The organism is Hoeflea prorocentri (genome assembly GCF_027944115.1).
Lineage (GTDB): Bacteria > Pseudomonadota > Alphaproteobacteria > Rhizobiales > Rhizobiaceae > Hoeflea_A > Hoeflea_A prorocentri.
In genome coordinates, this window is sequence record NZ_JAPJZI010000001.1 from 202,405 (window position 1) to 215,538 (window position 13,134).

Below are 13,134 nucleotides of genomic sequence, written 5' to 3' on the forward strand. Positions count from 1 at the left end.
GCGAATTCGACCGGATGCGGTCAACAAGGTTAGGGAAACACATGACGAATGTCGTGGTTGTCGGCTCGCAATGGGGCGATGAGGGCAAGGGCAAGATTGTAGACTGGCTGTCGGAGCGCGCCGATGTCGTCGTGCGCTTCCAGGGCGGGCACAATGCCGGCCATACGCTAGTAATCGACGGCGTCAGCTACAAGCTTTCGCTTCTGCCCTCAGGCGTGGTCCGTGAGGGCAAACTTGCCGTTATCGGCAATGGCGTTGTCATTGACCCGCATGCACTGGTCGCCGAAATCGACAGGCTTGGCGAGCAGGGCGTGCCGATTTCGCCTGACAATCTGCGCATCGCGGACAATGCGACGCTGATTTTGTCCCTGCATCGCGAACTGGACGGCATCCGCGAGGATGCAGCGTCCAATTCGGGAACCAAGATCGGAACGACGCGTCGCGGCATCGGACCTGCCTATGAGGACAAGGTCGGGCGGCGCGCGGTGCGGGTGATGGACCTTGCCAATATGGAGACGCTGCCGGCGAAGGTCGACCGGTTGCTGACGCACCACAATGCACTGCGCCGTGGATTGGACCAGGAAGAGGTCGCACATGATGCGATCATGGACGAATTGAAGGAGGTGGCCGGCCGCATTCTTCCGTTCCGCGAGACCGTCTGGCGGCTGCTTGATACGAAGCGCCGTGCCGGCAAGCGCATCCTGTTCGAGGGCGCGCAGGGAACATTGCTCGATATAGATCATGGAACCTATCCGTTCGTGACCTCGTCCAACACGGTAGCCGGGCAGGCGGCAGCCGGTTCCGGCATGGGGCCGGGATCGGTCGGATATGTCCTCGGCATCACCAAGGCCTACACGACGCGTGTCGGCGAGGGGCCGTTCCCGACCGAGCAGGATAATGATGTCGGCCAGTTCCTCGGCGAACGGGGTAAAGAATTCGGAACGGTAACGGGGCGCAAGCGCCGATGCGGCTGGTTTGATGCCGTTCTGGTGCGCCAGGCGGTGGCGACCAACGGCATTACCGGTATCGCGCTGACCAAGCTGGATGTTCTCGACGGCCTTGACGAGTTGAAAATCTGCGTAGGCTACAAGCTTGATGGCCAGGAGGTAGATTTCCTGCCGGCCAGCCAGGGGCAGCAGGCGCGTGTCGAGCCGATCTACGAGACGCTGGAGGGGTGGAAGGGCTCGACCGTTGGCGCACGAAGCTGGAACGACCTGCCAGCGCAGGCGGTCAAATATGTCCGTCATATCGAGGAACTTATCGGCGCTCCGGTCGCGCTCCTGTCGACAAGTCCAGAACGCGATGACACAATCCTTGTGACCGACCCGTTTGAAGATTAGGGTTGTGACCGCAGGGACTTATATTTACAGAGCAGTTGTATGGTGGATTTTGTAGCAGTTATTGAAAAGGCTGTTAGCGGGCTGAACGACAACACGCCGGAGATGCGTGAAAAGGTCTATGAAAAAGCCCGTGGAGCAATCCGCCGTCAGTTGGAGAACCTGAACCCGCCGGTTACCGACGCCGTGCGGGAGAAGCAGCTCGCCAAGCTTGAAGAAGCCATTCAGGAAATCGAGGACCGCAATACGGAGGCGTTCTCCGATTTCGACGAGGATGCCTTTGCCGATATCCTGACCGACGCGCAGATTGATGCCGATGATATCGGCGATGAAGAAGACATTATCCCGCGAGAGCCCACCCGCAGCCGTCCTGCGCGCTCCGCCCGTCCGACAATCGAAGATGAATTCGACGATGAGGACGACGAAGACGACTACGATGATGTTTCACTTGATGATTCGGTTCGACCCGAAGCGCGGCGTCTGGGAGACAGCAACAGCGCCGACTATCTCCAGCCGCGTCGAAGCGGCGGCTTCGGCACAATCATTGCCGTTGCCGCGGCGATTGTTGTCATTCTGGTGGTTGCTATCGGACTCTGGACATTCCGTGGCACGCTTTCGGCAATGGTGTTCGGGTCGGGAAGTGATGTCGAAACAGCGGACAGCCAGCCTGCGTCCTCGGACGGTCAGCAGGCTGCATCAGGCAATGAGGCGAACTCGGGTGAGGGGCAACCTGCCGGAACCTCTGGCCCAGACAAATTCACGCAGCGTTTGATGCCTGACGGATCAGAAGTCGACGAGGGGCCGGGCACCAGTCCGGACCTGGAGGTGGATGCGGAAGGTCGATCTGTCGCCGCGCTCGATCTGTCGCAGCCCGACGCGGCCAGCACGGATGGCCAGCCGGCAGCGGGTACGGATACTGCTGAACAACCCGATGGGGCGGCCACTGCGGCACCGCCTCAGGTCGGGCAGAAGATGTTTCTTTACGAAGAGCGTCTCGGGCAGCAAGCGCCGACCGCAGAAGAGGGCAGTGTCGTCTGGTCCATCGTTCGCGAATCCCCGGGAGACAATCTTCCTCCCGAGCCGGCCATCGAGGCGCAGATCAATGTGCCTGGCAAAGGCCTGAGTGCGATATTGACCATCAAGCGCAATGCCGACCAGTCATTGCCGGCCAGTCATCTCATTGAAATCGTCTTTGCCGTGACCGAAGAGTTTGACGGCAACGGCATTGGCTCCATCCAGAATTTTGCGCTGAAACAGACCGAACAGGACACAGGTGATTCGCTGATCGCCGTACCTGCGAAGATCACCGACAGCTTTTTCATGATTGCTCTGAACGATTATGTCGAGGCGGTTCAGCTCAATCTGCGGCTGCTTCGCGAAAGAAACTGGATCGACCTTCCCGTCAGCTACGGCAACGGTCGTAGAGCTCTCTTGACCCTTGAAAAAGGATCAACGGGAGCCGAAGTCTTTGATCAGGTGATCCGCGCATGGGAGGCGCGCACCGCCGGCGGTACTCAGTAACGCCGGCGACGGCAGGACGCATTGAACTTTATTGAGATACGGCCTGGAGGCTGTTTGCCCGTTCAAGGGCAGCCTTGCGAACTGCGCCCTGTACCTTTTCGAAGGCCCGGACCTCGATCTGCCGGACGCGCTCCCGGCTGATATCGAACTCGCCTGACAGCTCTTCGAGCGTCATCGGGTTTTCCGAAAGCCGGCGGGCCTGGAAAATACGCTTCTCGCGGTCGTTCAGGACATCCATTGCCGAGGCCAGCATGGCACGGCGGTTTTCCAGCTCATCCTGCTGTATCAGCAGGGTTTCCTGGTCCTCGCTCTCGTCGACCAACCAATCCTGCCACTGACCCGATTCACCTTCGGAGGCTTTGATCGGCGCATTCAGCGAGGCATCGCCCGACAGGCGGCGATTCATCGACACGACCTCGTCTTCGCTGACGTTGAGCTTGGTGGCGATCTCTGTGACCTGATCGGGTTTAAGGTCACCTTCCTCGAGCGCCTGGATCTTGCCCTTCAGCTTGCGCAGGTTGAAGAACAGGCGCTTCTGATTCGCCGTGGTGCCCATTTTAACGAGCGACCAGGAACGCAGGATATATTCCTGTATCGAGGCCTTGATCCACCACATTGCATAGGTGGCGAGCCGGAAACCGCGCTCGGGGTCAAACTTTTTCACCGCCTGCATCAGGCCGACATTGCCTTCGGAAATGACTTCGCCGATGGGAAGGCCATAGCCGCGATAGCCCATGGCAATCTTGGCGACCAGACGCAGATGGCTGGTCACCAGTTCGTGCGCGGCTTCTGTGTCGGAATGCTCGTGGTAACGTTTGGCCAGCATATATTCCTGCTGGGGTTCCAGCATCGGAAAGCGGCGGATTTCTTCCAGATAACGGTTCAGGCCACCTTCGCCGGCAGCCACCGATGGTAAGGTGTTTCGGGCCATTACAGCACCCCTCTTTCTTTGTTTGAGGCTCCCTCTTCGAGGCAAGCCCGCCGTGCCCTTTATTAGCCAGGCACATTCAGCTTTGAGATAGTTACGAAAAGCGGCGAGATCAAGCCAACGCCACGCAAATCGATTTATGCCATTGATTCCAAGCAGGTTTTAGACTTTAAGGCACGATTTTTCGCGACAAATCCGCACGGACGTCGCTGATCGCCCAAGTCTATGAAAACGCTGAGATTACTTCGCTTATGTCGGTCGGTACCGGTGCTTCGAAGCGCATTGTGTGCGCATCGCGTGGATGGGAAAACTGCAGCAGATATGCATGCAAGGCCTGGCGGTTCAGCTTGGCGACCGCTGCAGCAATATCGGCCGGCAACGTGTTGATCTTGGTGCGAAAGGCCGTTCCGTATTCGGGATCGCCGATGAGCGGGTTGCCGAGATGTTCCAGATGGACCCGGATCTGGTGGGTCCGTCCGGTTTCCAGCCGGCAGTCCACCAGCGCGGCTACTGGCTGTTCGGCTTCCCTCGCGCCAAAACGTTGCCTGACCTCGTAATGGGTTACGGCGTGGCGGGTATCGGGTCCTACGGACCGATGGACGGAACGCTTGGTCCGGTGGGAGGGCGAGCGGCCGATGGGGGCATCAATTGTACCCTTGAGCGGCGAGGGACAACCCCAGACAAGGGCGAGATAGGCGCGCCGCAGAGGACCGGATCTGCCATGGTCCGCAAACTGCTCGGCGAGGCGGTTGTGGGCAAAATCGTTCTTGGCGACAACCATGACGCCGCTGGTGTTCTTGTCGAGGCGGTGAACGATGCCGGGCCGCTTGACGCCGCCGATTCCCGACAGGCTGTCTCCGCAATGGTGAAGCAATGCATTGACCAGCGTTCCGGTATGATTGCCGGCGCCTGGATGAACGACCATGCCGGCGGCCTTTGATATGACAATGAGGTCGTCATCTTCGTAGAGGATGTCCAGCGGGAGCGCTTCACCTGTTGGCTTTGCCTCCTTCGCTTCCGGCATGTCGAGCTCAATCAGATCGCCGGGCGCGACAGCGCGCCGCGGCTCGTTCACCACGGCGCCGTTCACACGGACGGAACCGTCGCGTATCAAAGCCTGCAGGCGGTTGCGCGACAGTTTGCCCGAAAGTGCGGCTGTCAGCCAGGCATCGAGCCGGCCGGTGGCGGAGGAGTCCGCCGTCAGCACTTTCTTCTCGGCCTCTGCTTGGGTAAAGGGATCAGTCATGGAACTGCAATCTGCGAAACAGGGGTCCTGATGAACAAGGTGGAACTCGAACCGGAAGAGGAAAAGCCGCTTGATCCGGAAATGGAAAAAGTGCGGAAAAAAATGGTTCGGCTGCTGGTCGTTTCCATCGGCATCATGATTTTGGGAGTTATGGCGGTCCTTGCGGGCGTTGTCTACAAGGTCATGCAGCCCGGTGAAGAAACCGCTATTGCTGCGGGGCAGGGCCTTGCCGTGCCGTCAGGAGAACCCATACAGCATAGCATGTCGCTGCCGCAGGGCTTTGTTGTCGACGATGTTGCCCTCGATGGATCGCGCATCCTGTTTTATGGAAGAATGGTCGACGGCTCGCAAAAGGTCGTGATCCTCGACATCGAAACGGGCCGCATGGCTGCGGAAATCACATTGAAATGACAGGGCAGTCACGCCGGATCGTCCGCATAACCGATCCCGACGACGAGCGTGTGGCGGAATTCAGACATATTCGCGAGCGCGATCTTGTCCGGCGCGACGGCCGCTTTATCGCGGAGGGCACGGTCGTTCTTCGCATGCTTGCGCAGTCCGACCGGTTCTTGGCGGAAAAGATCCTTCTCCTGGAGGGTCGAGTGGAGGGCGTTGCCGATGTAATCGAGGCGTTCGATCCGGAAATACCGGTGCTGGTGTGCAATCGCGAAACAATCGATGCCATTGCAGGCTTTCCGATGCATCGCGGTGTCCTTGCGGTCGGTAAGGCACGGCGAAACGAGCCGTTTGGCGAGGCGATTGCCGGACTGCCACCCCATGCACTTGTCCTGGTATGTCATGCGATTTCCAATCACGACAATCTGGGCGGGCTGTTCCGCAATGCCGCCGCTTTCGGCGTTGATCTCGTTTGCCTTGATGCGGAATGCTGCGATCCGCTTTACCGCAAATCCATCCGGGTTTCCGTCGGTTCAGCCTTGACGGTGCCCTTTGCCCGGGGAGGCGGCGTTGATGACATTGCCGCGCAGTTGTCGGATGCAGGTTTCGGGTTGATCGCGCTTTCACCTGATGGCGAACGCCCCATCGGGGAAGTGGATACGGGGCCGCGCACCGCACTGCTGGTGGGAACTGAAGGGCAGGGGTTGCCGTACAACCTGCTTGAAAAGCTTGGCAGGGTGCGGATCCCGCAGGCAAAGGATTTGGACAGCCTCAATGTCGCGACGGCGGCGGGTATCGCCCTTTATTGCGTGGCAACGGGTCAGAAACGTTTCACCTAGGAAATTGTACGGTGCGGCGGTTCAGCCTTCCAATTCCGACTTTGCCCGGCTGGCCAGGCTGACCCGTTTTGCACCCGGATGATCCGAGGTTCCCGCATCTGAAATAATTTCGTGGATCGGTGACGCTTCACCCTCACGCTGCCCCGACAGGCCGACAACGGCTGCGGCAATTGCTGCGATCTCTTCGCGCATTCCCGTATCGTCATCCGTGTTCGGCGTGTTCTTCAGCTTGTCCACCAGGGCCGTGTGGCGCTCACGAAGGTCTTCCATCCGTCCTTTTACGGTACCGTTGATGTCCCTTTTCTCCTCTTGCGTGTCTTCGGCAGTCAAGCTTTCGGCTTGCACAAGTCCATTCGCGCCGTTGGCGATCTGCTGCTGCTGCTCCGGTCGTGATTGTTCCGTGTCGTCAGGTCCGGATTGTGTGATGTGCTCGCTCGGCGCAGTTTGTGCATCCTCGCGTTTGCTGGCTGCGGTGGCAAGGTCCTGCTCGCCCGAATTGTCAGGCGCGGACCGACCGAGGGTCCTTTCCCGTTCATTTTCAAGACGTTTTTGCAGATCATCGGCTGCAGACTGTGAGGCTTTCAGGTCCTTTTTAAGCTGCCGGTTGCCGGCTTTCAGCACGATGATCTGCTCGCGTCCCCCGCGTTCCGTCATCCTGCTCTTTTCCAGTGCTGCCTTTGTGTTTTCGACGCGTCCGTTCAGCGCCTCGATGTCGCGTTGCGCCTTTTGCAGATCAACAAGACCCAGCCTGTGGGCCTCGCTTGTTTCTTCGACCCTTTTGTGCAGCTCATCGATCTGAGCATTTGCCTCGCCGAGCTGACGTATACGCTCATCGAGCACGGACTGCCGCGCTGCCAGATCAATGCGCGTTTCCTTGTGGCCCGCCTTCTCATTGCTCAAATCAGCCTCAAGCGCCTCGCGGCGTTTATGGGTCGTTTCGAGTTCGGAGGTGCGCTTTTCGCCTTCAAGCTGCAGGGCTTTTATCTGTTTTTCCAGCGCCGCGGCGGTCTTGGCATTTTCGCGTCGCGTCTTGTCGTGTTGTGCAACGCTGTCCTTGAAGGCCGCGTGTGCCGTTTTCAGCTCGATGCCTGTTTGTTTGTGACCATCCTTCTCGGCGTTCAACTTGTCTTCAAGCGCACTGTATCTTTCAGCCTCGCGCGTCAATTGGGATGTCAGCTTCTCGCCTTGCTTGACCAGTCTGTCGATCTGGCTGTTCAGCTCGTTTGCCTGTTGTTTCATGGCGCCATCGAGCTGGGCAAGCTGGCTGTCGCGGTCCGCAACGCCGGACTGCGCGGCGGCCAGTTCAATCCTGGTTGCCTCGTGTTCCTGTTTTTCCTTCTGCAACATATTGTCCTGATCAACCGCTGCTTCCGCCGCCGCCTTCAGGCTGTCTTCCAGTGTTTTGATTTCGGTGCCCAACTGGCTTTTTTGAAGTTCAAGCAGCTCAAACGTGTCCTTCAACTGAGCTTCAGTGTCGGCATGGGACGACTGCGCGGCTGCCAGCTCAATCCGCGTCTGGTTGTGGGCTTCCTGTTCGTGCTGCATGGTCTGCTCAAGCGTTTGCGCGGCGTCGGCGACAGTCGCGATATCATTGAGCAGTTGATCGCGCTCCATTGAAACCGTATCGAGTTGGGTTCGCAGATTGACCATTTCGGTATGGCTTGCCGCAAGATCGATCTTCGTGCTCTCGACTTCCGTGGACACGGTGATCAGATCGTTGTGCAGCCGTGCGATTTCCGCAGTGTCCAACTTCTTCATGCGCTCGAATTCGCGCATGGTTTCCGACAGCTTGTCGATCAATTGCTGCTTCTTGCGCCCGTCCGAGCGCAGTTCGCCGCCTTCGGTGACCAACTCCTCGATGTGCTGATCCGCCAGCTTTTTGTCGCCTGCAAGTGCGGCGAGATCCGATTGAAGCTTTTCAGCACGCATTTTGGCGAGTGCGACCTCTTCGCGCTCTGATTTCAGTTCGGTTGTCAGCTTTGCGGATTCGGAGGCAAAAGCAGCGCGCAACTGATCCGTCTTTCCCCTGATTTCCGACAGGCTCAGCGGTACCGTCGCCTCGATACGCTTTTCTGTCAGCTTGACGATGCGGCCGTAGATGGCCGGGGTAATCAGCATTGCGAGGATCGCTGCTGCAAGAAAACCCAAGGCAAATATGAGGAGAAACTCAATCACGCGGCACACCCGCTGATTTGCTTGCCTCGCGCATCGTTGGCCTTGTCGATAGGGCTGGTGTTCGGCTCATCACTTGTACTTGTCCGTTCCCGCGGGAAGACCGGGGCCATAGTCGGCACCCGTTTTCGCGGCAACTGCAACACAAAGGATGTGTCGTATAGTCCATCGATTGCCGCGCCCACCTGCATAAAGCATGCTAGCAGATACGGGTAAAGGGTTCCCGGTTACTTCTGGTTAACCAGCGTGTCTTTTCGGGCACAGCCGCTACGGCCTCCGCGATCGGTCAGAACGGGTTCCAGGTCGGGCGGCGCGTCAACTTCAGGTAGCCGATATTGATGCCGATCCGGGCACCGACGCCGGTACGAATGGGCACAATGACCACATGCGCGCCCTGCAGCACGGTCATGCCCGCGCCGGCGACGGCATAGGCCTGGCCGCTAACGCCTGCGAAACGGCCGTAGATGTCATCGACGCTTCCGAGCTCGTAAACCAGCATCATCACCCGGCTGCCCTGGCCGCCATAGTCAAAGCCCAGGGACGGGCCTTGCCAGAAGACCGGATGTTCACCGGCATTCTTGGTGTAGAGCTGGCCTTCGCCATAGGTCAAACCTCCGACAAGGGCTCCAGATGCCTCTTCACCCAGAACATATCCATTTGGCAGACCGTATTGCTGAAAGGCGTTTTCAACCACGCGGGCAAAACCGTCTGTTGCGGAGCCAAAATAGTTGTGCCCGGCGTCAACCATCTCCTGCATCGTGTAATGCTGTGAGCCGTCCGGTTGGGCCTGCTGAGCCAATGCTGTGGAAAGGCCTGCCGCCGCCAGCGCTGACGCAATTGTCATATGCAGCAACAAGGCAGCGATTGCGCGATGCACGCGGTTCATCTTATATCTCCGAATCGGAATTAACCTGGCACTCATAATGCCTCAGTATCATCGCCGGAGGACGTTAACAGTCAGTTTACCAAATGTGTTGTCATTGTGACATCCGCTGGTTTGTCAGGAGCTGTAGCCGAACCTCGAACTTTTGCCTGGGCGGGCCTTAACAAGGAGCAAGACATGTCTTCAAATCCAAATCTGACGCTTTCGGGTCCGGACCTGGCTGCGCTCCTTTGCAGCAGGGTGTGTCATGACATCATCTCGCCGGTCGGGGCCATCAACAATGGCCTGGAGCTTCTCGATGAAGGTGGCGCTGACGAAGATGCCATGGACCTTATCCGAACCAGTGCGCATAACGCGTCGGTGCGCTTGAAATTTGCCCGGCTGGCTTTCGGCGCATCGGGCTCGGTCGGTGCGTCAATCGATACTGGAGAGGCGGAAAAGGTCGTGATGGACTTTGCCGGCGCCGACAATAAAACCGAGATTTCCTGGCAAGGTGGACGTGCAATTGTCGCAAAGAACAAGGTCAAGTTGCTGTTGAACCTTTTTCTCGTCGCCTACGGATCGATCCCGCGCGGGGGCTCGATAACCATTATTCTCGAAGACCTTGAGACCAATCCGAAATTCACATTGAGGGCGAGCGGCAGCATGCTGCGCGTTCCGCCGAAATTTCTCGAAATTCACAGTGGCGAATCCAGCGAGCCGATCGATGCGCATTCCATTCAGCCCTATTACACGGTGCTGTTGGCCGAGGCCGCCGATATGGTGCTGACAAGCACCGCTGGCGCCGAGGAAGTGGTCTTTACCGCGTCCTGAGTGGCCGCTGCCCCATCAAAACGGCATCTCTATTTACCGCTTGTTAAGCGTCTGCGGTAACCAAATCTTACGGTCTCCAACCTAAATTACGATCAGGTGGGGCGCGACAAACGCCCCCGAGCTCCGTTGGCCCACGGGCGGGTATTCGGGACCGGGCCTTTTATTGGGGAGAAACGATGATGCAACGGCTTGTTTTGGTCGATAAATCGGTGATCATTCGGAAGGTCGCCAAACGGATCCTGGCGGATCTGGGATTTCTCGTTTCCGAGGCAGATAATGTTGAGGCCGCGATGTCGATCTGCAAAGGGCGCGTGCCGGCGGTACTGATCGTTGATGCTGACCTGCCGGGGGCGACCGAGCTGATCAGCGATGTCAGGAAATTGCCTGGCGGCGACAAGGTGAAAATTTACTATTGCCTGATCGAGGGCAAGCTGAAGAACATGATGCAGGGAAAGCGCGCGGGTGCGGACGACTTCCTGCTCAAGCCCTTTGATCGGGATATCCTTACAAAGGTGTTCTCCGAACAGGCAAAAACGGCAGCCTGAGCAGACATTTAGCCGTTGTGGCAATTTTGTCGCGATTGATGGCGGCGCATCCCTGTGCGCCGCTTTTTTTGTTTTCCGACCATAGGTTGAAACCGAAAATTGTGGAGATCAGGCCAGAGGGCACGGATCGGATCGGATGCAGGCCATATCCGAAGACGGGTTTTCCGGGTGTTTGGTGTGTCGGCTGACTTAGATGTCCAGGGCGTTCAGGGATGGTGCGCTCGTTGAAAAGGTTCACAAGTCTTGCCGAAACGACTGCTTGCCTGGACAGGCCGGCAGAAAAATACCCGCCGGAAGCTTTGCTTCGGCGGGTATGATTATGTTCGTCTGAATGCTGGCCTGCGTCAGGCGCTTTCGAGTATCTCGCTGTCTTCCGGTTCGCGAAGCACGTATCCGCGGCCCCAGACAGTCTCGATGTAGTTGCGGCCACCGGCTGCAGTTGCCAGTTTCTTGCGTAGCTTGCAGATGAAAACGTCGATGATCTTGAGTTCCGGTTCATCCATGCCGCCATAAAGATGGTTGAGGAACATTTCCTTCGTCAGGGTCGTGCCCTTGCGTAGGGAAAGCAGTTCCAGCATCTGGTATTCCTTGCCGGTGAGGTGGACGCGCTGTCCGGCGACTTCGACGGTCTTGGCGTCGAGATTGACCAGCAAATCACCGGTCGTGATGACCGATTGCGCATGTCCCTTCGAGCGGCGGACGATGGCGTGGATGCGCGCGATCAGTTCGTCCTTGTGGAATGGCTTGGTCATATAGTCATCGGCACCGAAGCCGAGACCGCGAACCTTGTCTTCAATACCGGCCATGCCTGACAGGATGAGAATAGGTGTCTTTACTTTCGAAAGACGCAGGGTACGCAGGACCTCGTAACCGGACATATCCGGCAGGTTCAGGTCTAGCAGGATGATGTCGTAATCATACAGCTTGCCCAGGTCCACACCTTCTTCGCCGAGGTCGGTGGTGTATACATTGAAACTTTCCGACTTGAGCATCAATTCGATACTCTGTGCAGTCGCACTGTCGTCCTCGATCAATAAAACCCGCATGAATTTCCCCTTTTCCGCCGCAAAAGGCCGCAACGGCCATGTGCACCCTATGGACCGAGTCGTCGCCCACCGAACCTGTCATGAAATGGTTAACAAATTCTAATTCGGTAACGCAACCCTTAATTCTGTCGTCAGTTGTGATGTTCAACCTACTGATTCTTAATGTGAATCAAAAAAACGGAAGTTAATTTGATACATTAAGAAAAGCTTATAACCGACTCGGTAGATTCACGAAAGAAAACTCGATTCAGGTGAATTTCATTTACCCGGTTTTAAGCGATTGGCCCTATGATTAACGATGTCCGTAAACGAAAGGTTACCAAAACGGCCAAACGGCCGTTTCGTTAGCATTAAGTTATGCGAATTGTGTAATCGGGGACGGATAACGGAATTGGAGTGCCGGGATCTCGCGTCACGGGAGTAATGCGTATGAAGTCTAGTGAGAGCCTCGTTCGCCTGAAAGAGTTTCAGGTCAACGACAAACGCCGGCAGCTGAATCAGATTCAGCTGATGATGTCCGAGTTCGAGCGCATGGCCGCCGAACTGGAGTATCAGATTGCGGCAGAGGAAAAGAAGTCGGGAATTTCGGATCCCACCCATTTCGCCTATCCGACCTTCGCCAAGGCGGCGCGTCAGCGGGCTGAAAACCTGCAAGGCTCCATCCGCGAGTTGCGGGTGCAGCAGGATGCCGCGGAACTGGCGGTGGAGGAAGCCGAGGCCGATCTGGAGAAAGCCGAGGCGCTTGAAGTGCGTGATGCAAACGCGCGCAGCACCAAGGTCGGCTAGCCGAACTCCTTTTACCTGGACGCAAGAACATCCCGCTGGTTCCGCCAGCGCGGATGTGCTTTGCTGCGCGCGGTGCTAAAGCCGAGGGGCATTCCGGGAAGGGCGTGTCTCAACCACTCACAGGCCGGGGTTCGTCATTGCGCTATCCGCTTTTGTTGCCGCCTCTTTTGTTCGCCGGTCCTTTCCTCCTGGCGCTTGGGCTCGTGCTGCCGCTTGTGCGGTTCGAAAAACTCTATTTCTTTGAGGAAACCCCGTCACTTGCAGATATCATCGCCACGCTTTGGCGCGACGGAAATATTGCCCTGTCATTGCTGGTGGCGCTTTTTTCGGCCATCTTTCCCGTATTGAAAATTCTGACGGTTCTTTACGAGGCCGCAAGGCGCGGCAATGAACCGGGCCGATCCGGGCTGATCGGCCGGTTTATACCGCTGCTTTCTAAATGGTCGATGATGGATGTCCTGCTGGTGGCACTGGTTATCGTCGCCGCCAAATCAAGCGGTGTCGCCAGCGCATTCACCCAACCGGGATTGTGGTGTTATGCCGGCTCGGCGCTGACGGTCACGGTGGCGCACTGGCTCATTCAGGCAAGACCATCGCCAAACGGGCTGTGACCGGAGCCGGG

13 protein-coding genes are annotated in these 13,134 nt (G+C 57.5%); 8 read left to right on the forward strand and 5 right to left on the reverse strand.

The annotated features are described in order from the left end of the window. The first annotated feature begins 41 nt into the window (after nt 1–41). Both OQ273_RS00970 and OQ273_RS00975 read left to right on the forward strand, forming a co-directional pair. Nucleotides 42–1,340: an adenylosuccinate synthase gene (locus OQ273_RS00970; protein WP_267988599.1), complete on the forward strand. Its 1,299-nt coding sequence runs from the start codon at nt 42–44 to the stop codon at nt 1,338–1,340. Nucleotides 1,341–1,379: 39 nt separating this feature from the next. Then, nucleotides 1,380–2,858: a hypothetical protein gene (locus tag OQ273_RS00975; RefSeq protein WP_267988600.1), complete on the forward strand. Its 1,479-nt coding sequence runs from the start codon at nt 1,380–1,382 to the stop codon at nt 2,856–2,858. 28 nt (nt 2,859–2,886) lie between these two features. Here OQ273_RS00975 and rpoH read toward each other — a convergent pair whose 3' ends face one another. Both rpoH and OQ273_RS00985 read right to left on the reverse strand, forming a co-directional pair. Further along, nucleotides 2,887–3,789, reverse strand: a complete 903-nt coding sequence (rpoH, locus tag OQ273_RS00980; RefSeq protein WP_267988601.1) for an RNA polymerase sigma factor RpoH — start codon at nt 3,787–3,789, stop codon at nt 2,887–2,889. A 220-nt stretch (nt 3,790–4,009) separates the two neighbouring features. Continuing rightward, nucleotides 4,010–5,032, reverse strand: coding sequence for an RluA family pseudouridine synthase (locus OQ273_RS00985; RefSeq protein ID WP_267988602.1), 1,023 nt, complete (start codon nt 5,030–5,032; stop codon nt 4,010–4,012). A gap of 30 nt (nt 5,033–5,062) precedes the next feature. On the opposite strand from OQ273_RS00985, the gene OQ273_RS00990 reads away from it, so the two are divergent. Further along, nucleotides 5,063–5,443 (forward strand): hypothetical protein, encoded by a 381-nt coding sequence (locus OQ273_RS00990; RefSeq protein ID WP_267988603.1) that lies wholly within the window; start codon nt 5,063–5,065, stop codon nt 5,441–5,443. Continuing rightward, nucleotides 5,440–6,267, forward strand: a complete 828-nt coding sequence (locus OQ273_RS00995; protein ID WP_267988604.1) for a TrmH family RNA methyltransferase — start codon at nt 5,440–5,442, stop codon at nt 6,265–6,267. Before OQ273_RS00990 ends, OQ273_RS00995 begins: the two co-directional genes overlap by 4 nt. 21 nt (nt 6,268–6,288) lie before the next feature. On the opposite strand, the gene OQ273_RS01000 is transcribed toward OQ273_RS00995, so the two are convergent. Together OQ273_RS01000 and OQ273_RS01005 are read right to left on the reverse strand one after the other, a co-directional pair. Next, entirely contained in the window at nt 6,289–8,442 is a 2,154-nt protein-coding gene (locus OQ273_RS01000) for a coiled-coil domain-containing protein (protein WP_267988605.1), read from the reverse strand. A 283-nt stretch (nt 8,443–8,725) separates the two neighbouring features. Beyond that, nucleotides 8,726–9,325 (reverse strand): DUF1134 domain-containing protein, encoded by a 600-nt coding sequence (locus OQ273_RS01005; RefSeq protein WP_267988606.1) that lies wholly within the window; start codon nt 9,323–9,325, stop codon nt 8,726–8,728. 174 nt (nt 9,326–9,499) lie between these two features. Here OQ273_RS01005 and chpT point away from each other — a divergent pair, with 174 nt between their 5' ends. After that, complete coding sequence (chpT, locus tag OQ273_RS01010) at nt 9,500–10,135, forward strand: histidine phosphotransferase ChpT (protein WP_267988607.1); 636 nt, start codon at nt 9,500–9,502, stop codon at nt 10,133–10,135. 179 nt (nt 10,136–10,314) lie between these two features. After that, nucleotides 10,315–10,680 (forward strand): response regulator, encoded by a 366-nt coding sequence (locus OQ273_RS01015; protein ID WP_267993003.1) that lies wholly within the window; start codon nt 10,315–10,317, stop codon nt 10,678–10,680. A 344-nt stretch (nt 10,681–11,024) separates the two neighbouring features. Here the strand turns inward: OQ273_RS01015 and ctrA are convergent, their stop codons facing one another. Further along, the gene (gene ctrA, locus OQ273_RS01020) at nt 11,025–11,726 is read right to left on the reverse strand and encodes a response regulator transcription factor CtrA (RefSeq protein ID WP_267988608.1); all 702 of its coding nucleotides are present in this window, start codon (nt 11,724–11,726) and stop codon (nt 11,025–11,027) included. Between the two features lie 429 nt (nt 11,727–12,155). On the opposite strand from ctrA, the gene OQ273_RS01025 reads away from it, so the two are divergent. Then, nucleotides 12,156–12,512 (forward strand): flagellar export protein FliJ, encoded by a 357-nt coding sequence (locus tag OQ273_RS01025; RefSeq protein WP_267988609.1) that lies wholly within the window; start codon nt 12,156–12,158, stop codon nt 12,510–12,512. 104 nt (nt 12,513–12,616) lie between these two features. Next, nucleotides 12,617–13,123, forward strand: coding sequence for a paraquat-inducible protein A (locus OQ273_RS01030; RefSeq protein ID WP_267988610.1), 507 nt, complete (start codon nt 12,617–12,619; stop codon nt 13,121–13,123). Nucleotides 13,124–13,134 lie beyond the last annotated feature (11 nt).